This window comes from Halorubrum persicum, assembly GCF_002727125.1.
Taxonomy (GTDB): domain Archaea; phylum Halobacteriota; class Halobacteria; order Halobacteriales; family Haloferacaceae; genus Halorubrum; species Halorubrum persicum.
On record NZ_NHOA01000135.1, the window covers coordinates 1 to 20,954 of the forward strand.

The window sequence follows — 20,954 nt, forward strand, 5'->3', positions numbered from 1 at the left end:
GGGATCGACCGCCTTCTCCTCGGTCGCTTCCCCCGGCACGTCGCCGTCTAATCGCACCGTCAGCACGGGGACGCTCGACCCCCGGACCACCTTCTCAGCGACGCTCCCGAGGAGGAGGCGGTCGATCCCGCCCCGTCCGTGCGTCCCCATCACGATCAGGTCGCAGCCGTTGTCTTCGGCACACCGAATGATCTCCTTGCTCGGGGTGCCCTCCGCGACAGCCGTCTCGACGCCGACGTCGGTCTTCGCCGCGAGGGTTTCGACCTCCGAGACAGCCTGCTTCGCGTCGTCCCGGAGCAGGTCGCCGACTCCCTCCCACGAGCTCTCCATCGGCATCCCCGCGTAGCTCGCCGTGTCGACCACGTACAGCGTGTGGACGCTCGCGCCGTGGACCGACGCGAGGTCGATCGCGTGTGCGACCGCTCGCTTCCCCTCGGCGGAGCCGTCGGTCGGGACGAGGATCCGATCGTACAGAGTCATACGTTCACATGGATCAGGGTGATGCCGGCACATAACTCTTTGCGCGTTTTGCCGGTTCTCACGCGGCGGAGCCGTCGGGATTCCGACGAGGCGTGCGCTTAAGCCCTCGCGTGCCGATATCTACGCCATGACATCCGAAATCAACCTCTCACACGTGCAAGAGGAGTTCGCGGATCGATCGTTCCCGATTGCGCGTGAGTCCCTCTCCGAGTCCTGCGCGGGCACGACCGTCCTGTTCGCCGACGGCGACGCCGACCTCGGGGCCCTCGTGGCCGACATCGACCAAGAGCGGTTCGAGAGCGCCGAGGACGCCTTCGCCGCGCTTCAGAACGTGCTCCCGGTCGAGGCGCTCGGGGAACCGGGGCAGTCGGACGGCGACGCCTGACGGCTCCCGATCCCTCGTCCCTCGTCACCTGTACGCACGCCACGGCGCGTCTCGCATCGCTTTTCACCGTGGATCGCGCACTGATAGTAATGAGTTACCGGATCGGTCTCGTCGGCAAACCCTCGGTCGGGAAGTCGACGTTTTTCAACGCCGCGACCATGAACGACGTGCCCGAGGGCGCGTACCCGTTCACCACGATCGACCCGACCGTCGGCGAGGCGTACGTCCGCGTCGACTGCGCCGCCCCCGAGTTCGAGGAGACCTGCACGCCGAACGTCGGCGTCTGCCGCGAGGGAACCCGCTTCGTCCCGGTCAAACTGGTCGACGTCGCCGGCCTCGTCCCGGGCGCCCACGAGGGGCGCGGGCTCGGCAACCAGTTCCTCACGGACCTCAACGAGACCGACGTGCTGATCCACGTCGTCGACTTCTCCGGCACCACCGACATCGAGGGCGAGGCCACCGAGGGCCACGACCCGCGCGAGGACATCGACTTCTTGGAGGAGGAGCTCGACGCGTGGTACCTCGACGTGTTGGAGAAGGGGCTCGAGAAGTTCGAGACGCGCTATCACGGCGCGGACGCCGCCATCGAGGCGGAGCTCGCCGAGCAGATGTCCGCGTTCGGCATCGACAAGGACCGGATGAAGCAGGTGATCCTCGCCGAGGGGCTCGAACTCGACCCCGAGACGTGGGACGAGGCGGACAAGGCGGCCCTCGCCCGCGAGATCCGCAAGCGGACGAAGCCGATGGTCGTCGCCGCCAACAAGATGGACACCCCCGAGGCGCAGGCGAACTGGGAGGAGATCACGACCGACCCCGACTACGACCACCTCTCGTTCGTCCCCGCGAGCGCCCACGCCGAGAAGGCGCTGAAGAACGCGGACGACGCCGGCGTCGTCGATTACACGCCCGGCGAGAGCGAGTTCGATCTCGTCGGTGACGTCTCCGGCGAGCAGGCGGCGGGCCTCGATCAGATCGGCGAGTTCGTCGCCGAGTACGACGGGACCGGCGTGCAGGGCGCGCTCGAAGCCGCCGTCTTCGACGTGCTCGGCTGTATCGCCGTCTTCCCCGGCTCCGCGAACGGGAGCAAAGACGAGAAGGGCGTCTTCCGCGACTGCTTCATCCTCCCGGGCGGATCGACGACCGAGGACTTCGCGTTCCACATCCACTCCGACATCGGCGAGGGGCTCCTCCACGGCACGGACTGCCGGAGCGGCCGACAGGTCGGCACCGACCACGAGCTCTCCCACCGCGACGTGATCGAACTGGTCTCGACGAAGCAGGCCGCGCCGTAAGCCGTCGTCGAGCGAGACCGGCCGCCCGTCGAACTCACTTATAAGGCCACACCGCGCCTACTCGTTCGTATGGAACGTACCGTCACGGTGGTCCCCGAGGCCGGACTTCACGCCCGCCCGCCCTCGAAGCTGGTGCAGGCTGCGAGCCGGTTCGACGCCGACGTGTCGATCGGTCGCGCCGAGGACGGGGACGACGGGCTCGTCCGCGCCGACAGCATGCTCTCGGTGAGCGGGCTGAACGTCGTCCGGGTCGTTGATCAGCTTCTTCATAATCAACGTCCATGGTACTCTCGACGCCATTAAAGATGAGTACCGGCCCCTACGCGTCCAATTCGTCGACGATCCGCTCGCGGATGTCGCCGGCGTCGACGGGCGCCCACGCCTCGATGTCGTAGGTCACGTCGGCGAGCAGCTCCAGTCGCTCCGCGTCGCCCGCCCCGATCGCGGCCACCGCGTCCGCGGACAGCCGCTCCAACACCGCCCCGGAGAGCGTCTCCCGGTCGACCTCTCGATCGGGAACGTCGAGAATGTGCGGGAGATCCTCGGCGTCCGCCGGCAGCGACGGGAACGCCGCCGGGCCGACGGCGAGGGCGATCGCGTCGCCGTCGGGGATCTCACCCTCGCCGTCGGCGTCTCCCACGTCGCCCGGATCCGCCACCGCCTCCGGCCCGGCCCCCGCGCCGGCCTCCGCGAGCGCCCCCGGCGGCGCGGCGACGAGCGCGTACTCCGCGACCGCGACGTCGATGGCGGCGGCGATGGCCTCGTCGTCGACCTCGGCGCGCTGTTTGAACGCGAGCTCCGAGAGCGCCCGCGACAGCTCCTCGCGGGTGAGCCACTCGAACAGGTCCACCACGCCGGCGAGGTCGTCGCGGGCGGCGACGCTGGGGTCGCCGTCCATGATCAGTCCTCCCCCGGCGCTGCGTCGGCGCCCGAGTCTGCTCGCCGCGGCCGGTCGATATCTCCCGCCTTCTGATCCGACCGGTCCGGACTCCCCGACCCCGATTCCCGAACCGCCGCGAGGTCGGCCCGGGCCGCGTCGGCGATTTCCGCGGGCGTGACGGGGGCATCGCGCCACGCCGGCAGGCGGGTGTCCGGCCCCGGCGGTCCGAGTGCGTCCGCGTACGTCGCGACCTGCTCGCGTTCGGCCGCGCGGTCGTAGTCGAGCCCGTTGAACGCGGCGTCGGTCTCGTAGCCGCGGATCAGCCCGTCGGCCGCCTCGCGGTAGCGGTCGGCGAGCGCGTCGTACTCGATCTCGACGCCGGCGCCCTCGACCGCGCGGAGGGTCGCCTCACCCACCGCCCGGCTCATGTCGGCGAGCCCGGTCGGGCCGTCGACGGACCGGTGATCGTGTTCGTACCGGCCCAGATCGACCTGCGCGCTCCCCGCGAAGCCGGCGTGCGCGAACGTCTCGCCGAGCGTCCCGACCTCCAGTCCCCAGCCCCGCTGGACGCGGAGCCGCGAGACGAGGTCGGTCGTCGCCGCGAACTCCCCGGCGAGCGCGTAGCGGAACGAGTCGAGGTACTCCAACACTCCGGCCTCCCGCCGCTCGGTGGCGTCGGCGAGCGCGCGGACCAGCGGTCTGAAGAACAGCCGGAACAGCCGCCCGTACAGCGCCCCGTCCTCGACGCGGGCGTAGTACCCCTTCGAGAACTCGTGGCCGTGCGCGAGCGGGAACAGCAGTCGGGTGACGAACTCGGGCGAGTACGTCTTCGTGTCGGCGTCGTGGACGACGACGAACTCCTCCTCTAAGGCGCGACCGAGCCCGAGCCACACGTCCCGCCCCTTCCCGCGGCTCCCGTCGAGACCGCGGGCCGCGAGCAGCTCCGTGAGTCGCGGCCCGCCGCACCAGAGGGGCTCTACGGTCACGTCGAACCCGTCGAGCCAGTCGGCGAAGGGCCCGACGCGCTCGGCGGGCGCGCGGAGGGGGACGATGACCCGCGCCGGATCGACCGCCTCCAGCGCCGCCAGGACCCGATCGGCGGCGAGCGTCCCGTACTCGCGCTCCGTCATCGGCACGACGACCGCCGCCCGGCCGGTCGGGGCGTCCGGCCGGTGGTCGGTCAACGCGTGCAGCGTGGTCACGCGCTCTTGTACGTACTCCATCTACCCACTACACGGGCGGGACGCCCTAAATAGGTGCGATACCCGTGCTTCCGTGCCGGTCGCGCCGCGGGAGACGCCGGTCAGGCGACGCGCTCCGCGCCAGCGGCGCCGCCGGGAACGCGCCCGGCGTACTCGAGCACCGCGTACGCGGCGATGACGAGCGCGAGCCCCCCCGACAGCGAGAGAAACACCGCGTCGTAGCCGGCGCCGGCCTCGATCGCCTCGCCGACGACCCACGAGCCGGCCGCCTGCGTCGTCATCATCCCGGCGGAGTAGACGGCGTACGCCGACGCCCGCGACTCGTCGGGCAGCGACGCGAGCAGGTAGGTGTCGCTCGCGGGAAACAGCATGTGGATCGCGAACCCGACGACGACGCTGGCGGCGACGACCGCGATCGTGCTCGAGGAGACTACCACGAGGATCACCCCGGCGAGGAACGTCGACACGATACCGAGCAGGAACGGAACGTGCGGGAGCCGATCGGCGAGGTCCCCCGAGACGAGGAACGCCGGGACGCCCGCGGCGAAGATCACCGTCAGCAGGTTCCGAGCGGTCGCTTCCGGGATCCCCTTATCGATCATGTACAGCTCGTAGAAGTTGAACAGCCCCTGCCAGACGAAGCTCGTGAGTCCCATCAGGACGACGCCGGCGAGGATCAGCTTCCACTCGGAGCGCGCGCCGGCGAGGAAGTCGGTGTCGCCCGCGCCGGCGTCCGGGAGGTCCGTCCGGCGGGCGAAGAGGACGAAGACGGCGGTGGAGGCGGCGGCGACGACCGCGAGCCCGTAGAAGGCGAGCCGCCAGTCGTACCAGAGCGCGACCGTGACGACCGGCGCGGCGGCGACCGCGGCGAGCTGGCTCGCCATCCCGTGTACGCCCATCACCCGCCCGACGCGGGTCGGGAACAGCTCCGCGATGAAGGGGTTGGCGGCGACGAAGTAGACGCCGGAGGCCAGGCCGATCGCGAACGCGGCCGTCATCAGCGTCGGAACGCCGGGCGCGATCGCGACGCCGAGCGCGCCGAGCGTCAGCATCGCTCCGGAGACGAGGATCACGTACTGTCGGGAGAAGCGCGTGAGCGCCCATCCCGCCGGGAGCCGCGGGGCGGCCGAGCCGAGCCACGCGAGGGTGACGATCATCCCCGCCGTCCCCTCGCCGATCGCGAACTCGCCGATGAACTCGCCCACGAGCGGCGCGAACACCACCCGCGCGAAGTTGACGAGGAAGACGATCGCACACAGCGATCCGAACAGCCGACTCCGTGACACAGGCGGCGTTGTCGGCGGCGGGAGACAAGAGTTGCGAAAGGGACGCGACCGACCGCCGTCGGACGGGGTTTTTATACCGTCACGCGATCAACGTCGAGTCATGAAATCGACGCGGAAGGGGCTTCGCGACGGCGACCTGTTCAAGGACACCTACGAGCGGCTGAACTGCGCCGACTGCGAGAAGGTACTCAAGAAGAAGAACGACCCGGACGAGGTGTTCTCCGTCCGCATCTGTCCCGAGTGCAAGGCCGAGTTCAAAGAGCTTCGCTGACCCCGGTCGGCCGAACCGCCGCCTGAACCGGCCGTCCCGCGTCCCCGCGTATCTGGTTCCTTCGCTTTCAGCTGCCCCCGTGCTCAGCCGACCGAGTCGATCGCGTCGTTCACCGACGACAGCACGGGGCCCGCTTCGTCGGCGACCAGACCGATCCACTGGTACCCGGCGAACGCCTCGGCGACCGGGCGGGCCTCGGGGTCGCCCTCCGCGAGCACGGCGTCGTGTTCAGCGAACAGGGACCGGAACTGCCCCCCGAGCCACCGCGCCAGCGGGTTCGCGCTCGTCGCGAGTTTTTCCACCGCTTCGGTCGCGTCGTCACGCGCACCGCCGACAGCGGCAGCGTCGGTCGGGAACATCGTCTCCCCCTCCTCGATCCGCGCGGCGAGGGCGTCAAGCGCGCGCAGCCGGACCCGCGCGAGCGCCGTTCGGGTGAGCGCGGTCGCCGGGTGGTCCGGTGTCCAGTCGTCGACCGGGATTGGGTCGAACCGGAGTTCGTCGAAGGTCCGGTAGACAGCACCGGACAGCAGCGAGACGCTCGGCGCGTCGCGCGGGACCGGTCGGTCGTCGAGGAACGCCTCGGTCCCGGGGTTTTGTCGGAGCCGGTCGGTGTCGTCGCCGTGGAGCTCTCGGAGCCGGTCGCCGATCGCGGCGCCGACGCGCTCCGCCGCTTCCCGGAGGGGGGCGTCCACCGATCGCGGCTCGGAGAGCGACCTCTCGTACCGGTTTCGGAGATACCGACCGATCTCGACGTGCGACTGCACCCGCTCGGCCTCGCCGACCGTCTCCCCGGTGCGAAGCGGGTTCGCGCTTCCCGCGATCTCGCCAGACCCGCCGACGAGGTCCCGCCGCCGAGCGGTGTCGAGCCAGCGCTCGATCGGCCCGTACACGGCGGCTCCGGCGAGGGGGTCCGACGCTTCTCCCGGGAGGGTCTCCAGCGTCTCGGCGGTCCGATGCCGGACCGTCCCCACGCCGGCCGTCACCTCCTCCGGGTCGCCCTCGGTCGTCACGGCGGCCCACGTGCCGACCGCGGTCGCGGCGTGACCCCGCGCGGCCGCGAACCGCTCCGCCCGCCGAATCGGGACGAGCGACTCTTCCGGCGCCGGGAGCGCCGCCCGGGCCTCATCGCGCCCCGTCGCGATCTGCTCGCGGATCGCGCCGTTCGGGAGCGTCTCCGCCGGTAGCGGAGCGGGGATCGGTTCGAGGAGGCGGTCGACCCGGTCCGCGAACGCGGCCGAGACGGCCGGCTCGATCGAGACCGGGACGAGCCGCGGTCGGTCGGGAACCGGCGCCGCGAGTGCGCGCGACACCCCGTCCGTGTCGAGCGACGGCGGGTCGTCCCAGAACCGCTGCCCGCGGCCGCGACCGCCGTCGAGACACCCGGCCAGCGCGAGCGCGCCGGCCGCCAGCGCGCCGCGGCGGGTGACGCGCCGCGTCACGAGCCGTCACCCCCTGTCCCGCCGTCGGCCGATCCGGGGTGGTCCGTCTCACCGAGCGCCGTGTCGTTCCCCGGAACGGTCGCGTTCGCGTCGATCCGGTCGTACCGGGTCTCGACGGTCCGACAGGGCGACCGCCCGCTCGACCCCGACCCGCGGAGCGGCGAGTCGAAGGCGGCGGGCAGCCGGAACAGGAGCCCGACGGCGTCCCGCCTGTCGGCCTCGCACTCCGCGTCGGGGGGCCGGAGCTCGCGGCAGTACTCGTACTCGACGTGGCCCGGCCGCCACGACACCGACCGGATCCGGTACCGGTAACACGACTCGATGCCGGCGCGAGCGACGAACACCGACTCCGTCTCGTAGTCGGTCTCGTCGAGGAACGACCGGACCCGCGCCCGCCCCTCCTCGGCGACGCCCGCGGCGACCGTCAGCTCGGCCGCTCGCTCGTCGCTCGTCACGATCTCGCGCCCGACCGGGGCGGGGTCGGTGGTCGCGCCCTCACCGCCGTCCTCGTCGCTTCCGACAGCGAGGTCGACGACGACTGCCTCGCCGCCGGGGTTCCGGACCTTCAGCAGGGTCGGATCGTCGTCTCTACCCGAGGCCGATTCCTGTTCGGCTGCCGGATTCGAGCCGTCGGCGCGACTCTCCGTGCCGAGACACCCGCCGATCGCGATCGCACCGAGTGACGCGCTCCGGAGGAGGGCTCGCCGCGTGGGGGACATGCGTACGGCTTGGACCGGTCCTGCCAAACCTCTTTTCCCGGCCGCCTCCCCCGGTTCGGTCTCCGCGCCTACTCGAACACCGCGTCGAACGCCGACGCGCCGAGGGGGTCGAACGTCCCGGCGGCGACGTTCTCGCGGAGGTGATCGAGGTCGCTCGCGCCGACGAGCGACGAGGTGACGCCCGGCGCGCTCCGGGCGAAGTTGAGCGCGCGCTGGGCCGGCGTTTCGCCGGCGAGCGTCGCGTCGACGTCGCTCGGGATCGCGCCGTCGACGGCGAGTTCGCCCTGCCCGATGCTCGCGCTCGTCACCACGGAGAGTCCGGCCTCGTGGGCGAACTCCAGCGCCGAGACCGGCGCCGCGTCCGCTCCGCCTCCCGGCGGGCGCTGGTTCCGCCGGGTGAACGCGTCCGCCATCGCGACGTTAAAGGGGAGCTGAATCGCCTCGAACCCGTGGTCGTCGTCGGGGCCGACCGCCTCGCCGGCGGCCTCGGCCCGCGAGAGCACCTCCGCGAGCGAGAGGTACCGCTCCTCGCCCTCGGGGACCCGGAACGCGTCCCACGTCGCGACGCCGTACGCCCCGATGTCGCCGGCGACGCGTCGCCGCTCAAGGACCTCGAAGGCCGCCTCCAACTGGTCGTACACCGCGCTCCTGGAGCGTGTCCCCAGCTGCGTCTCCGGGTTGTGGACGTAGTAACAGTCGATCGTGTCGAGCCCGAGTCGGTCCAGCGAACGGTCGAGCGACCACGCCAGATAGTCGGGCGCGATCGCGTGCGACCCGTTCGCGAGGTCGCCGGGTGCGACGATCCCGGGCTCGACGAACCGCTCGCGGACGAACGCGGCGGGATCGGCCGGCCGCTCGCCGTCGAACGGGAGGAACCCGCCCTTCGTCGCCACCACGACCGCGTCGCGGTCGATCGGGGAGTCCCGGACGGCCTCCCCGACGACGCGCTCGGCGCGCCCACACCGGTAGTTTGCGGCGGTGTCGACGTGGTTCACGCCGGAGCGGAGCGCGAGGTCGATCGCCTCGCGGTAGGCGTCGTCGACGGCGGGCGTCGGGGCACCGAGGTACGTCCCGAGCCCGATGCTGGAGGTCACGCCGGGGCCGAACCGGCGGAAGTAGGTGCGCCCGAAGGCGTCGCCGAACTCGTCGCGGTAGTCCCAGAGGGCCTCGCGGGTCGCCATACGCGCTCGAGTAGTCACCTCGCGGGTAAAAGTCGCGCGGGAAGTCCCCCTCGGGGCCCTCCGCCGTTACGCCTCAGCCACTCCGCCGTCACGCCTCAGTCACTCCGCCTGTCGCCGCTCTCGGCGTCAGACGCTCGCATGACGCCGACGCAACGACTATACGTCGTCCGAGAGACCGTGAGCCAATGGCCTCGCTCACCGACCACCTGTCCGATCTCGTCGAGGACGCCGACGCGGTGCTGCTGTTCTCGCCGACGAACTCGTTTTACGATCGGTTCGAGGACGGCGACACCGAGGTCGTCGTCGTCGCGCCGGACAACGACATCGACGCCGAGGTGTTCGTCGAGCTCCCGCTCCCGTTCGACAACGTCAAAGACCGGATCCGGTTCGGCATCGAGGGGGCGATGGACGACGACCTCGTCTCCCAGGGGGACGAGGTGGTCTGTATCGCGTCCGTCTTCGACGGCGGATCGGACGCCGTCGTCCGGGTGACCGTCGACGAGACGGTCCACACCGGAATCTACGACCTGTTCGTCAACTCCCGGGCGGAGCCGAGCGTGATCCGCGACGTGTTCGAGGTCGCGATCGAGCTCGGACAGAAGGGGCAGAAGGGGAAGCCGGTGGGCGCGCTGTTCGTCGTCGGCGACGCGGGGAAGGTGATGAACAAGTCCCGCCCGCTGTCGTACAACCCCTTCGAGAAGTCGCACGTCCACGTGGGCGACCCCATCGTCAACGTGATGCTGAAGGAGTTCTCGCGGCTCGACGGCGCGTTCGTCGTCTCCGACTCCGGGAAGATCGTCTCCGCGTACCGCTACCTCGAACCGGGAGCGGAGGGGGTCGACATCCCGAAGGGGCTGGGCGCGCGCCACATGGCCGGCGGGGCGATCACCCGGGACACGAACGCGACCGCGATCGTCCTCTCCGAGTCTGACGGGCTCGTGCGGGCGTTCAAGGCGGGAGAACTCGTCCTGGAGATCGATCCGGAGGAGTACTGATCGAGATGTCAGCGGTATCGACACGGCTCTCCGAGTTCGTCGCGGCGGTCCCGGACCGGCTCTGGCTCGCCCTGTTCGTGCTGCTGTTCGGGCTGTTGGCGGCGTACGTCGTCGGCGTGATCAACCGCCGTCTGCTCACCCGCGCGGGCGTCCCGGAAGTGATCGAGGGGACCGCCTTCGAGCGCACCGCCCGCGAGTTCGACACCTCGACGGTGCGTATCTTGGCGAAGCTGTCGAGCTACTTCATCGTCGCCGTCACCGTCATCATCGCGCTGACCGTCGCCGACGTCAACTACCTCGAACAGTTCTGGTCGGGCGTCGCGGCGTTCCTCCCGCGGCTGTTCGTCGCCGCCGTGGTTCTCATCGTCGGCATCGTCGTGGGCGACAAGGCCGAACTGCTCGTCACCGAGCGGCTCCGGGGGATCAAACTCCCCGAACTCGGCGTGTTGCCGCCGCTCGTGAAGTACAGCGTCGTGTACGTCGCGGTGTTGATCGCGCTCGGGCAGGTCGGGGTACAGACGCTCGCGCTGATCGTGCTGTTGGGGGCGTTCGCGCTCGCCGTCGTGCTGTTCGCCGCGCTGGCGACGAAGGACCTGGTCGCCAGCGCGGCCGCCGGGGTGTTCCTCCTCCTCCGGCAGCCGTACGGGATCGGCGACGAGGTCCGCGTCGCCGGCGAGCGCGGCATCGTGCAGGAGGTGGACCTGTTCGTCACCCTCATCGAGGCCGACGGCGAGGAGCACGTGGTGCCGAACCACTCGGTGTTCCGCGACGGGATCGTCCTGATTCGGGAGTGAGGACCGAGCCGAACAGCCACTCGCCTCTCCTCACCGTTCCCACACAGTGGGAGCAGCTATCACGGTATAACTCCGCGGGGGATCGACTATCACCCATGAGCCACCACGCCACCGCCGCCTGCGACGGCTGGGACGGCAGCGAGTGCGAGGGGACGATCCACTGTCCGCCGCGCTGTCCGCGCTTCGTGGACAAACGGGGCGCCCGGTGGACGATCCGCCCCGCGGTCGCCGAGGACGCCGCGGCCCTCGCGGAGATGTACGAGGGGTTCGGGACGGCGGACCGCGCACAGGGGCTCCCGCCGGTGACCCGGAACCGCCGGGCCGACTGGCTCGACTCGATGCTCGCCGACGGGAGCAACGTCGTCGCCGAGCGGAACGGCGAACTGTTCGGCCACGCCATGTACACGCCGACCGACGCGGCCCGCCCCGAACTCGCGGTCTTCGTTCACCCCACGATGCAGGGGCGGGGCGTGGGTACGGAGCTCTGTCGCCACGTGATCGCCGACGCCGCTTCCGGCGGGCGCGAGGGGCTCGAACTCCACGTCGAGAGCGGGAACCGGGTCGCGCGGAGCGTCTACCGGACCGTCGGCTTCGAGCTCGCCGACCGCAGGGGGGACATCCGGATGACGCTCGACCTCGACCACCCGATCGCCACCGAGGTCCGCTTGCCGCCGCTCGCTCGCGAGGGGCCATCCGAGCCGCTTCCGCGGGAACCGGTCCCGATCGAAGCCGGCGGGTCGCGGGTCGCGGGCGCAGACGATTAGGATCGAACGAGGGGGACTCGGATCCACAGCGCCTCACCGCCCCAACCGCGCCAGACACACAGCGTCCCATCGCCTCGACCGCGCCACACACACCGCCCTGACCGCAACGATTAGGCCCGGCGGCCCCCACGATACCGTAGCCGTGGAGGACGCCATCGAGTGGCTGCGGAACCGACCGTTCTACGAGGGACAGATCGCGGAGCACCGCCGTCTGCCCGCCCGCGAGCCGGCGTACCGCGACGTTGACCTCGCGCCCCGGATGGCGGACGCGCTCGCGAAGGACGGGATCGACCGCCTCTACCGCCACCAGGCCGAGGCGATCGAGGCGGTCCGCGACGGCGACGACGCCGTGCTCGCCACCGAGACCGCGAGCGGCAAGTCGCTCGCGTACACCGTCCCCGCCTTCGAGGCGGCGATGGATCACGGGGGGCGAACCCTCTACATCGGGCCGCAGAACGCGCTTATCGCGGACCAGGAGGAGTCGCTGTCGGCGCTCGCTCACGGGCTGGGCTTCGGGAGCGGCGTCTCGGTCGAGTCGTACACGGGCCGGCTCTCGCGGTCCGAGAAGCGGGCGGTGCGCGACCGGGAGCCGACGGTGTTGCTGTCGAACCCGGACATGCTCCACTACGCGCTGCTCCCGTACGCCGGCCGCCTGTGGGACTGGTTCTTCTCGTCGCTGGAGTACGTCGTGATCGACGAGGTTCACAGCTACCGCGGGGTGTTCGGCTCGCAGGTCGCCCTGACCCTGCGCCGGCTCGCCCGGACCTGTGAGCGGTTCGGGTCGACCCCGCAGTTCGTCTGCTGTTCGGCGACGATCAACAACCCCGTCGAACACGTCGCGACCGTGACCGGTCGCGACCCCGCGGGGATCACTCTCGTCGACGAGGACGCGTCGGGGCGTGGGCCGCGCGATTGGGTGTTGTGGAACCCGCCGGAGTACGACGACGACTGGCGGGAGCGCGGGAGCGGTCGCCGGAAGTCGAGCCACGCCGAGAGCAAGCGGCTCTTCGTCGATCTGGTGACCGCCGGCGCGCAGACGCTGACGTTCACGCGGGCCAGACAGACCGCCGAGCAGTACGCGACCGACAGCGCGAGCGACCTCCGGGAGCGGGGCGAGCGCGACCTCGCGTCGAAGGTCGGCGCGTATCAGGCGGCCCTCACCGACGACCGGCGCCGCGAGATCGAGGCGGACCTCCACGCCGGCGACCTCCGGGGCGTCTGGTCGACGAGCGCCCTCGAACTCGGCGTCGACGTGGGCGGCCTCGACGCCGTCATCCTCGACGGCTACCCCGGCACGCGGATGTCGGCGCACCAGCGCGCGGGCCGGGCGGGCCGCGGCGACGACCCCGCGCTCGTCGTGATGGTCGGCGGCGAGGACCAGCTCGACCAGTACCTGATGCGCAATCCGACCGACTTCTTCGAGGCGCCGCCGGAGGACGCGATCTGCGACCCCGAGAACGACCGGCTGCTCCCCGGTCACGTCGCCTGCGCGGCCGACGAGAGCTGGCTCTCGCCAGCCGACGAGCGGTTCTTCGGCGAGTCGTTCCCCGGCGTCGTCGCCGATCTGACCGACGAGGGAACCCTGACGCGGCGGGAGGCCGCCGACGGCACCCGCTGGACTCACGCGGGGTCGTCGAGCCCGCAACAGTCGGTGAGCCTCCGGACCGCCGGGGACCGCGAGATAGACCTGATCGATGCCTCGCGCAGCGAGACGCTCGCCTCGCTCGGGTTCGGCGACGCGCTCCGCGACGCGCACCCCGGCGCCATCTACCACCAGCAGGGGCGCACCTACGAGGTGACGAACCTGGACCTCGAGCGCGACGTGGCCGAACTGCAGTCCTCGTGGGCCGACTACTACACGCAGCCGCTCACGGAGAAGGACATCGTCGTGAACGAGGACCTCGGCGAGCGCGCGCTGTCGGCCCGCCCGGACGTGCCCGTTCGGTTCGCGGACGTGACGGTGACGGAGCGGATCACGGGGTTCGTCCGAAAGGACACCAAGACCGGCGAGTCGCTCGGGGAGTCGACGCTGGACCTGCCGGAGACGACGCTGCGGACGAAGGCGCTGTACTTCCCGGTGCCGACCGATGTCGAGTCGGAGATGCGCGCGCTCGGCGATCCGATCGACAGCGGGTCCTCCGACACGGGCGGACGGGGCGAGACCGACGACGCCGAGGCCGCTCCGGACGGCGGCGCGCCCGGCGGCGACCACGCCTTCAACGGCGGGATCCACGCGGCGGAACACGGCATCATCTCGCTGTTCCCGTTCCACCTGCTCTGTGACCGCGCCGACGTGGGCGGGATCTCGACGCCGTACCACCCGCACACCGACGCCCCGGCGGTGTTCGTCTACGACGGCCACCCCGGCGGCGTCGGGCTCACGCGGCGCGGCCACGAGCGGATCGAGGAGCTGATGACTCGCACCGCCCGGCTGATAGCCACCTGCGACTGCGAGGGCGGCTGTCCCGCGTGCGTCCAGTCGCCCCACTGCGGGAACGCCAACGAGCCGCTGGCGAAGGCGCCGGCGGTTCGGCTGCTGGAGGCGTTGACGGGTAGCGACGCGGATCGCTGATCCAGCCGGCGCCGCGACCGTCGACGGCGTCCACCCAAAGTCACTTGCTACCGGACACCGACCGATCCGCCAATGGGAATCGATCTCGACGACGCGGCGGATCCCGCGGCCCGGGCGATGGAGTGGCTCGTGTTGGGAGCCGCGTACTTCCTGCTCATCCTGTTTCTCATCGGCGTGTTCGACCTGTTCGTCTCGCTGTACCGGCTGCTCGTCACGGGCGATTTCACTGACCCCGTCGAGGTCGTGGGGTTGCTCGACAGCGTGCTGCTCCTGTTGATCATCGTCGAGGTCCACCGGACGCTCGTGGCGCACGCGCGCGGTCAGCCCGTCCTGCGGATCGTCGTGAGCGCCGCGATCATCGCCGCCTCCCGGCGCGTGATCAGCTACCGGCTCGACGAGTACGCCACGGTGGAGGAGGCGCTGCTCGCGGCGGTCGCCATCGGCGTGCTGGTGCTCGCGCTCACGGTCGCGTACTTCCTGCTCGATCGGGTGAGCGTTCCGGGCCGTCTCGAACTGTGATCCCGGTGGTTTCACGGTCCTCGCGGCCGTTGGTGCCCCATGGAGCTGTTCTGGCACCGACGGGACCTCAGAGCCGCCGACAACGTCGGACTCGCGACCGCGGCCGGCGCGGGTGACGACGACCGAGGGCCGGCCGCACCCGTGTTCGTCTTCGATCCCGACGTGCTCGGCCACGCGAGCGACGTGCGCGTCCGCCGCCTGATCGACGGGCTCGCGGCGCTGCGGGACGACTACCGCGAGCGCGGCAGCGACCTCCTCGTCGCTCGCGGCGACCCGAAGGAGGTCCTCCCCCGACTGGCCGCCGCCGTCGGCGCCGACCGCGTCGTCTGGAACCGGGACTACTCGGGGCTCGCGCGCGAGCGCGACGCCGGCGTTCGGCAAGCGCTCAACGAGGCCGGGATCGACCGCGAGGCCCACCACGACGCGGTGTTACACACCCCGGACTCGATCCGGACCAACGCCGGCGACCCGTACTCGGTGTACACCTACTACTGGAGGAAGTGGACCGACCGCGAGACCGATCCGCCGGCGCCGACGCCCGAGGCGACCCACCTCGCCGACGCGGCGACGTTGCGGGCCGCGGTCGGGTCGGACGACGGAGGGGATGCCGACGCTCGCGCCGACGGCGGCGTCGAATCCGAGCGCGTCGCCGTCGGTGACCTCCCCTCACCCGCCGACTTGGGGTTCGGAGAGCCGGACGCGTCGATCGGCCCCGCCGGAACCGCGGCGGCCCGGGACCGGCTCGACGCGTTCCTCGCCGAGCCGGTGTTCGACTACGAGGCGGAGCGCGACTACCCGGCCCGCGAGGCGACCTCTCGCCTGTCCGCCTTCCTGAAGTACGGCGAGATCGGGATCCGGGAGGCGTACGAGGCGACCGAACGCGCGCTGGACGCGGCGACGGAACGCGCCGAGAGCGGTTCGGAATCCACCGACGACGCCGACGACGAAGGCCCGGTCGCCGCGGTCGAAGAGTTCCAACAGCAGCTCGCGTGGCGGGAGTTCTACACGCAGGTGTTGTACCACAACCCGGCGGTCGTCACCGAGAACTACAAGACGTACGAGGAGGGGATCGCGTGGCGCGACGACCCGGACGAGATCGCGGCGTGGAAGCGCGGCGAGACGGGGTACCCCATCGTCGACGCCGGCATGCGCCAGCTCCGCGAGGAGGCGTTCATGCACAACCGGGTGCGGATGATCGTCGCCTCCTTCCTCACGAAGGACCTGCTCGTCGACTGGCGTCACGGCTACGACCACTTCAGGGAGCGGCTGGCGGACCACGACACCGCCAACGACAACGGCGGGTGGCAGTGGGCGGCCTCCACGGGAACCGACGCCCAGCCCTACTTCCGCATCTTCAACCCCATGACGCAGGGGGAGCGGTACGACCCCGACGCGGAGTACATCAAGGCGCACGTCCCCGAACTGCGCGGCGTCGACGCCGACCTGATCCACGAGTGGCACGAGCTGTCGCCCACCCAGCGCGCGAACGCGGCGCCGGAGTACCCCGCGCCCGTCGTCGACCACTCGGCGCGGCGAGAGGAGGCGTTAGCGATGTACAAGCGAGCGCGCGGTGAGGACCCGGAGGAGTAGGGGGTGTCAGGTCGCCCCGAGGACCGCATTCACTCCTTCCGCTGCGCGTCCGACACCGCGCTCACCAGCGCGCTCACCGGAAAGTCGTCGTCGTAGTCGAACGACGCGAACACCGCGTCGTATCGGTCTGAGGGGAAGAGGAACACCGCGAGATCGTCGAAGAACAGCGTCTGTGCCCTGTACTGGCTCCGACCGACGAGCTCTTTGAAGTCGTCACCCGTGATCTGGTTCGACATCACCAGCTGGTACGCCTCGTCGAGGTCGGCGTCCGAATAGCGGTCCTTCACGTTCTCGCGCACGTGTTCGACCTCGAACGAGACGCTCCGCAAGTCGGCGACGATGCGGGGCGTTGGTCCGTCGAACTCCAGGATCGCCTCTCCGATGAGCGACATGGCCCTGCGATTCGGCTTCCGGACGGATAAATGGCGCCGAAACGCCGACCCCTCCGAAACGCTAGCCGCTCCGGAGAGGAGCGTCAGAACAGCGCGTCGCTCTCGTCGAGGACGCGCGCCGGGCCGCCGACCTCCCAGATGTCGGTGTCGATACCGATCTCGGCGATTCGGCTCTCGACCTCCTCGGCGTGGTCGGCGAGCGTGTTAACGTACACCGAGGCACCGGTGTCCGTCGAGAAGTAGACCGGGACGCCCTCCTCGCGCAGCTCGCGGACCGCGTTGAAGACGGCGATCGTCTCGGGCTGCCAGTACACCCACCCCGCCGGCCCGGTCATGGTGGTCGCAGTGAGGGAGAGCGAGTCGTGCTCGGCGGTCTCGAAGATCCGGTCGAAGTCCCCCGCGCGCAGCGCGTCGGTCATCTCGACGAGCTGGTCCTGCACGTGGGCGGTCCGGGCCTGCATCATGTGGCTCGCGGCCGCCTCGCGGTGGGCCTCTTCCGTCTCCTTGTACGCCGGGACGTGCGCGGCGACGATCCGCAGGTCCTCCTCGGGGTCGAAACCGTCCTCGCTCACGCCAACGTCGAGGCGGTGCGAGCGGCAGTCCTCGTCGTTGAGCCCGGCGTCGAGCCGCGAGTACGCGCCCGTCACCGAGCGCGCCGCCGACGAGGAGCCGCGGCGGGCGACGGTGGAGACCTCCGGGAGCGAGAGGTCGAGCCCGGCGGCCTCGGTGAGCGCGAGCGCGGCCGCCGCGAAGCCCGACGAGGAGGAGCCGAAGCCGATGTTCGACGGGAAGGAGTTCTCGCTCTCCAGCCGGACGGCGGCGTCGACGCCGGCCAGTTCGCGGACGTGGTCGACGACCATGTTGATGCGCTCGGCGGCGCGCCCGTCGACCGCCTCGCCGCCGATGACGTAGGTGTCCTCGCTCGCGTCGGGCTGCCACTCGACGGTCGTCGTCGTCGCGGTCGGGGCGGTACAGAGGCTGATGCTGTCGTGGTACGGGAGCCGCAGTTCCTCGTCGCGCATCCCGTGGTACTTGACGAGCCCCTGGATCGGGTGGGCTCGCGCGGTGGCCTTCTCGGTCATACCTCGGGAAGCGTCCGGCGGGGGATTAGTCGTTGCGATGGGTCGGGAGGGCTCCGGCGGGTCGATACTCTTCCGTCCCCGCGACGGCGACGCGATCGAGGGGAACCCTTTTTGAGGAGTCGGCGGGTACTCCGCGCCATGACAGAGTACACCGTCGAGTTCGTCGGCACCGGCGAGACGATCGAGGTGGCCGACACGGAGACGATCCTCCAGCCCTGCATCGACGAGGGGATCGCCCAGGAGTACTCCTGCCGGGTCGGGATGTGTCTCGCCTGCTCCGCCGAGATCGTCGAGGGCGAGGTGACGCAGCCGGCGGCCCGCGGGCTCACCGACGAGGAGGCCGAGGAGTACGCGCTCACCTGCATGGCGCGGCCGCAGTCCGACCTGAAACTCGACCGTGGAAAGTACCCGCCGAGCATCGAGGACGACGCGGCGACCGAGGCGGGCGGCGGAGGCGGGGCGGCGGCAGACGACGACTGAGACGTATCGGGCGAGCGGGGTTATCCTTTCAAGTGAACTGTAGTTCGTCGTCGATCGGCCGATCGGTAACAGATAGTCACCTGTGGATCGGCAGTGATCACCTCCAAAGCCCCAGCCGCGAGGCGCTACGCGCCTCCGGCGGCCGGCGGCAAAGCCGCCGGCGACTGCCCCTTTGAATCCCGCCCGACCGCACCGCCTCACGCCTCCCCAGCCTCGTCGCTCGCTCGGGGCTCCCGACGGTCGCCCGCTCCCTCCCGACTCCCTCGCACGCGCTCCTCGTGGCCGCCGAAGGCGACCACTCGGAGGCGCGCGCCACCGCCTCGTTTATATATAACCCATCGTCGCTCACTTCTCGAAGCCGTTCTCCGCCACGAGCCGCCGGACCCCGGCGTACGCGACCGCGGCGATGCCGACGTAGGCGACGACCAGCGCGGTCGTCGCGGCGTCTGCGCTGTCGATCGCGAGTCGGGCGACCGCGTTCGCGGGACCGCCGGCCATCGCCGTCGCGCCGCCGAAGAGGACGAGCACGCCGATCGAGTAGAGGAACTGCGCGGCGCGCCGGTCCGGCGCCAGCGCCGCGATGGCGAGCGCGAGCGCGACGACGAGGGTCGTGAGCGCGGTCATCAGGACGAGGATCGACGGCACGTTGGCGACGGGCGTCCCGTTCGCGCGGAGGAGGAGCAGCCACAGCAGCGCCTGTCCGGGGGCGATCGCGACCGCCGCCAGCGCCTTCCCGTCGACGATCTCCCCGAGCGTGACGGGTGCGACGCGAAGCAGCTCGAAGGTCCCCTCGTCGATCTCCTCGGTGATCGAGTCGACCACGAGCGACCCCGAGATGAAGACGGGGAGGAAGACGAGCACCGGGATCAACACAGTGTACGTGAACGTGAAGTACGGGCTGGTGCCCGTGCGCTCGGGCAGCGGGAGCGGCGACTCGCTCAGGGACCCGGCCCGGTCCGCGCGCTCCTGCCGTTCGTAGGTGCGGAGCAGGTCGCGGAGCTGGACGACGATCACGGTGGTCTCCACCGTCGCGTCCGGGGCGGTGACCACCACCGAGATCCCGCCGTCGTCGTTCCGGTTCGCGACCACCACCGCGTCGGCGGCGCTGCGGTCGAACGCGAGCCGCGCCGCCCCGGCGTCCTCGTAGCGCGTGACAGACGCCCCGTCGACCTCGCTCGCGGCGCGTTCGAGGTCGGTCACGGCGTCGCCCGCGCCGGCGACCTCGACCTCCGCGCCGCCGAGCGATCCGGGGTCGTACATCGAGACGAGCCCGACGACGAGGAACGACGAGAACGCGGCGATGAACAGCTGGATACCGATCGCGAGCAGGATCGTCTTCTCCGCGCGCAGCCCCGCCAGCTCCCGCCCGGCGATCGTCAGCCGGCTGTCGCGGTTACGCATAGACGCGCACCACCCCGAAGTTGTACGCGGCATGGATCAGCGTCGCCAGCGCCAGCGTCAGGGCGTAGTACGCCCGACTCCGGCTCGCGCCCACCGCGGCGACGGTCGTCGCGAACCCGTGAAGCAGGAGCGGCGCGAAGAAGAGCCCCGCGAGGGCGATCGGGGGGAGCCCCTCCATCCCGGCCACGCTCCCGAAGGCCGCGCGACCGACGTACAGCTCCGTGAGCCCGACCGCCTGCACGACCGCGGTGGCCTTCTCCGCGAGGAAGAAGCCGACCGCCGAGGCCGCCCCGACCGCGACGGCGACCCTGTCGGTCCGGGCGAAGGCCTCGCGCTCGAACCCGGCGTAGAGGTGGACGCTCTTGGCGACCTCCTCGATGAACGCGATCGTCACCAGAAGTACGGGGATCGACACCGTCACCGGCAGCGCGAACAGCAGCGCGACGGCCAACAGCTCCGCGACGAACACGAACGGGATCGTGCAGGCGGTGAGGAGCGCGACCGGCGCGAGGGCGCGGAGCCGGTCTCGGGGCGCCCGGTCGGAGCCCGCCTGCCCGACCGCCGCGAGACGCACCGCCAGCGCGTCGAGGAACTTCCGCCCGACCGGCTTCTGCGTGAACATGTCCTCCTCGCGGTACACCCCGAGCCCGAGCCCGAACAGGAGCGCGGCCCCGACCGTCATCGGCCCGATGGAGAAGAGCACCTCGCCGGTCCCGACCGCCTCGCCCTGCAGGTCGAACACGACCAGCGTGAGCGGCGACACCAGCGCCACGGGCGTCACGTTCGTGAAGATCGCCGGCACGAACGCGTACGTCGTGAGGAGGACGCTCACCCCCACCGTGACGAAGGTGAGCTCCTTGAACGACCGCGCGAACATGGCGCCGACGAACGTCGCCGCGAGGAAGGTCACCGCGACCGGGAGCACCGCGATCACCGAGAGCGCCCCGCCGCCGACGGCGACCGCGATGGCCGTCGTGACGAGCGCCGCGACAGCGACGTACGGGAGCGTCTTCCCGGCGACGATGTCGACCGGCGAGAGCGGCGTGACGAGCAGGGGCTCCCCGCGCCGGTTCGTCCGCTCGTCGAGGACCGAGGAGCCGTACGCCTGAATGAGGAAGTTCATGGGGACGAGGAAGACGAACGCGAGGAGCAGCGAGACGAACGGGAAGGGTGGCGAGATCGACCCCGGCGATCCGACCGTGTCGGCGCCGAACGCCCCGCCGCCGACCG

21 protein-coding genes and 1 pseudogene are annotated in these 20,954 nt (G+C 70.9%); 11 read left to right on the forward strand and 11 right to left on the reverse strand.

Going from position 1 to position 20,954, the window contains the following annotated elements; all coding sequences use genetic code 11:
- The coding region (locus tag DJ69_RS14540; RefSeq protein WP_099256263.1) for a universal stress protein at positions 1-480 on the reverse strand (480 nt) is incomplete at its 3' end.
- A gap of 127 nt (positions 481-607) precedes the next feature.
- Here DJ69_RS14540 and DJ69_RS14545 point away from each other — a divergent pair.
- The 3 genes from DJ69_RS14545 to DJ69_RS14555 all read left to right on the forward strand — a co-directional run bounded on the left by DJ69_RS14545 (position 608) and on the right by DJ69_RS14555 (position 2,460).
- Entirely contained in the window at positions 608-865 is a 258-nt protein-coding gene (locus DJ69_RS14545) for a DUF5789 family protein (RefSeq protein WP_099256264.1), read from the forward strand.
- 89 nt (positions 866-954) lie between these two features.
- Positions 955-2,157 carry a redox-regulated ATPase YchF gene (locus DJ69_RS14550; protein ID WP_099256265.1) on the forward strand — a complete coding sequence of 401 codons (1,203 nt, stop codon included), beginning with the start codon at positions 955-957 and terminating at the stop codon, positions 2,155-2,157.
- Between the two features lie 69 nt (positions 2,158-2,226).
- Entirely contained in the window at positions 2,227-2,460 is a 234-nt protein-coding gene (locus DJ69_RS14555; RefSeq protein ID WP_099256266.1) for an HPr family phosphocarrier protein, read from the forward strand.
- Positions 2,461-2,476: 16 nt separating this feature from the next.
- Here the strand turns inward: DJ69_RS14555 and DJ69_RS14560 are convergent, their stop codons facing one another.
- The 3 genes from DJ69_RS14560 to DJ69_RS14570 form a co-directional block, all read right to left on the reverse strand.
- The gene (locus DJ69_RS14560; RefSeq protein WP_099256267.1) at positions 2,477-3,055 is read right to left on the reverse strand and encodes a DUF7109 family protein; all 579 of its coding nucleotides are present in this window, start codon (positions 3,053-3,055) and stop codon (positions 2,477-2,479) included.
- Between the two features lie 2 nt (positions 3,056-3,057).
- Complete coding sequence (locus DJ69_RS14565; RefSeq protein ID WP_099256268.1) at positions 3,058-4,260, reverse strand: glycosyltransferase family protein; 1,203 nt, start codon at positions 4,258-4,260, stop codon at positions 3,058-3,060.
- Between the two features lie 80 nt (positions 4,261-4,340).
- The gene (locus DJ69_RS14570; RefSeq protein WP_099256269.1) at positions 4,341-5,525 is read right to left on the reverse strand and encodes an MFS transporter; all 1,185 of its coding nucleotides are present in this window, start codon (positions 5,523-5,525) and stop codon (positions 4,341-4,343) included.
- A 100-nt stretch (positions 5,526-5,625) separates the two neighbouring features.
- On the opposite strand from DJ69_RS14570, the gene DJ69_RS18545 reads away from it, so the two are divergent.
- Positions 5,626-5,796, forward strand: a complete 171-nt coding sequence (locus DJ69_RS18545; RefSeq protein ID WP_180271838.1) for an HVO_0758 family zinc finger protein — start codon at positions 5,626-5,628, stop codon at positions 5,794-5,796.
- Positions 5,797-5,879: 83 nt separating this feature from the next.
- On the opposite strand, the gene DJ69_RS14575 is transcribed toward DJ69_RS18545, so the two are convergent.
- The 3 genes from DJ69_RS14575 to DJ69_RS14585 all read right to left on the reverse strand — a co-directional run bounded on the left by DJ69_RS14575 (position 5,880) and on the right by DJ69_RS14585 (position 9,135).
- Entirely contained in the window at positions 5,880-7,235 is a 1,356-nt protein-coding gene (locus tag DJ69_RS14575; RefSeq protein ID WP_099256270.1) for a hypothetical protein, read from the reverse strand.
- Entirely contained in the window at positions 7,232-7,954 is a 723-nt protein-coding gene (locus tag DJ69_RS14580) for a hypothetical protein (RefSeq protein ID WP_099256271.1), read from the reverse strand. Before DJ69_RS14580 ends, DJ69_RS14575 begins: the two co-directional genes overlap by 4 nt.
- Before the next feature lie 68 nt (positions 7,955-8,022).
- Complete coding sequence (locus DJ69_RS14585; protein ID WP_099256272.1) at positions 8,023-9,135, reverse strand: aldo/keto reductase; 1,113 nt, start codon at positions 9,133-9,135, stop codon at positions 8,023-8,025.
- A 185-nt stretch (positions 9,136-9,320) separates the two neighbouring features.
- On the opposite strand from DJ69_RS14585, the gene dacZ reads away from it, so the two are divergent.
- The 6 genes from dacZ to DJ69_RS14615 all read left to right on the forward strand — a co-directional run bounded on the left by dacZ (position 9,321) and on the right by DJ69_RS14615 (position 16,369).
- Positions 9,321-10,130, forward strand: coding sequence for a diadenylate cyclase DacZ (dacZ, locus tag DJ69_RS14590; RefSeq protein WP_099256273.1), 810 nt, complete (start codon positions 9,321-9,323; stop codon positions 10,128-10,130).
- Between the two features lie 5 nt (positions 10,131-10,135).
- The gene (locus tag DJ69_RS14595; RefSeq protein WP_099256274.1) at positions 10,136-10,924 is read left to right on the forward strand and encodes a mechanosensitive ion channel family protein; all 789 of its coding nucleotides are present in this window, start codon (positions 10,136-10,138) and stop codon (positions 10,922-10,924) included.
- Between the two features lie 95 nt (positions 10,925-11,019).
- Positions 11,020-11,688, forward strand: a complete 669-nt coding sequence (locus tag DJ69_RS14600; protein WP_099256275.1) for a GNAT family N-acetyltransferase — start codon at positions 11,020-11,022, stop codon at positions 11,686-11,688.
- 142 nt (positions 11,689-11,830) lie between these two features.
- Positions 11,831-14,260, forward strand: a complete 2,430-nt coding sequence (locus tag DJ69_RS14605; protein WP_099256276.1) for a DEAD/DEAH box helicase — start codon at positions 11,831-11,833, stop codon at positions 14,258-14,260.
- Between the two features lie 72 nt (positions 14,261-14,332).
- Positions 14,333-14,779, forward strand: coding sequence for a phosphate-starvation-inducible PsiE family protein (locus DJ69_RS14610; RefSeq protein ID WP_099256277.1), 447 nt, complete (start codon positions 14,333-14,335; stop codon positions 14,777-14,779).
- 39 nt (positions 14,780-14,818) lie between these two features.
- Positions 14,819-16,369 carry a cryptochrome/photolyase family protein gene (locus DJ69_RS14615; RefSeq protein ID WP_099256278.1) on the forward strand — a complete coding sequence of 517 codons (1,551 nt, stop codon included), beginning with the start codon at positions 14,819-14,821 and terminating at the stop codon, positions 16,367-16,369.
- 29 nt (positions 16,370-16,398) lie between these two features.
- On the opposite strand, the gene DJ69_RS14620 is transcribed toward DJ69_RS14615, so the two are convergent.
- Both DJ69_RS14620 and mvaD read right to left on the reverse strand, forming a co-directional pair.
- Entirely contained in the window at positions 16,399-16,761 is a 363-nt protein-coding gene (locus DJ69_RS14620; RefSeq protein ID WP_099256279.1) for a hypothetical protein, read from the reverse strand.
- Positions 16,762-16,844: 83 nt separating this feature from the next.
- Complete coding sequence (gene mvaD / locus DJ69_RS14625) at positions 16,845-17,843, reverse strand: phosphomevalonate decarboxylase MvaD (protein WP_099256280.1); 999 nt, start codon at positions 17,841-17,843, stop codon at positions 16,845-16,847.
- Positions 17,844-17,981: 138 nt separating this feature from the next.
- Here mvaD and DJ69_RS14630 point away from each other — a divergent pair, with 138 nt between their 5' ends.
- A complete protein-coding gene (locus DJ69_RS14630) occupies positions 17,982-18,323 on the forward strand; it encodes a 2Fe-2S iron-sulfur cluster-binding protein (RefSeq protein WP_099256281.1) in 342 nt (113 codons plus the stop codon).
- A 345-nt stretch (positions 18,324-18,668) separates the two neighbouring features.
- Here DJ69_RS14630 and DJ69_RS14635 read toward each other — a convergent pair whose 3' ends face one another.
- Complete coding sequence (locus DJ69_RS14635) at positions 18,669-19,724, reverse strand: ABC transporter permease (RefSeq protein WP_099256282.1); 1,056 nt, start codon at positions 19,722-19,724, stop codon at positions 18,669-18,671.
- Positions 19,717-20,954, reverse strand: a pseudogene (locus tag DJ69_RS14640) (ABC transporter permease); the annotation flags it as partial. The pseudogene DJ69_RS14640 and the gene DJ69_RS14635, both read right to left, overlap by 8 nt.

Bases quoted from the DNA above. Each gene is read 5' to 3' on its own strand.
- DJ69_RS14565 (WP_099256268.1), bottom strand. From the start codon at position 4,260: ATGGAGTACGTACAAGAGCGCGTGACCACGCTGCACGCGTTGACCGAC.
- DJ69_RS18545 (WP_180271838.1), top strand. From the start codon at position 5,626: ATGAAATCGACGCGGAAGGGGCTTCGCGACGGCGACCTGTTCAAGGAC.
- DJ69_RS14620 (WP_099256279.1), bottom strand. From the start codon at position 16,761: ATGTCGCTCATCGGAGAGGCGATCCTGGAGTTCGACGGACCAACGCCC.
- DJ69_RS14610 (WP_099256277.1), top strand. From the start codon at position 14,333: ATGGGAATCGATCTCGACGACGCGGCGGATCCCGCGGCCCGGGCGATG.
- DJ69_RS14580 (WP_099256271.1), bottom strand. From the start codon at position 7,954: ATGTCCCCCACGCGGCGAGCCCTCCTCCGGAGCGCGTCACTCGGTGCG.
- DJ69_RS14600 (WP_099256275.1), top strand. From the start codon at position 11,020: ATGAGCCACCACGCCACCGCCGCCTGCGACGGCTGGGACGGCAGCGAG.
- DJ69_RS14550 (WP_099256265.1), top strand. From the start codon at position 955: ATGAGTTACCGGATCGGTCTCGTCGGCAAACCCTCGGTCGGGAAGTCG.
- DJ69_RS14595 (WP_099256274.1), top strand. From the start codon at position 10,136: ATGTCAGCGGTATCGACACGGCTCTCCGAGTTCGTCGCGGCGGTCCCG.
- DJ69_RS14585 (WP_099256272.1), bottom strand. From the start codon at position 9,135: ATGGCGACCCGCGAGGCCCTCTGGGACTACCGCGACGAGTTCGGCGAC.
- DJ69_RS14545 (WP_099256264.1), top strand. From the start codon at position 608: ATGACATCCGAAATCAACCTCTCACACGTGCAAGAGGAGTTCGCGGAT.
- dacZ (WP_099256273.1), top strand. From the start codon at position 9,321: ATGGCCTCGCTCACCGACCACCTGTCCGATCTCGTCGAGGACGCCGAC.
- DJ69_RS14560 (WP_099256267.1), bottom strand. From the start codon at position 3,055: ATGGACGGCGACCCCAGCGTCGCCGCCCGCGACGACCTCGCCGGCGTG.
- DJ69_RS14615 (WP_099256278.1), top strand. From the start codon at position 14,819: ATGGAGCTGTTCTGGCACCGACGGGACCTCAGAGCCGCCGACAACGTC.
- DJ69_RS14555 (WP_099256266.1), top strand. From the start codon at position 2,227: ATGGAACGTACCGTCACGGTGGTCCCCGAGGCCGGACTTCACGCCCGC.
- mvaD (WP_099256280.1), bottom strand. From the start codon at position 17,843: ATGACCGAGAAGGCCACCGCGCGAGCCCACCCGATCCAGGGGCTCGTC.
- DJ69_RS14630 (WP_099256281.1), top strand. From the start codon at position 17,982: ATGACAGAGTACACCGTCGAGTTCGTCGGCACCGGCGAGACGATCGAG.
- DJ69_RS14635 (WP_099256282.1), bottom strand. From the start codon at position 19,724: ATGCGTAACCGCGACAGCCGGCTGACGATCGCCGGGCGGGAGCTGGCG.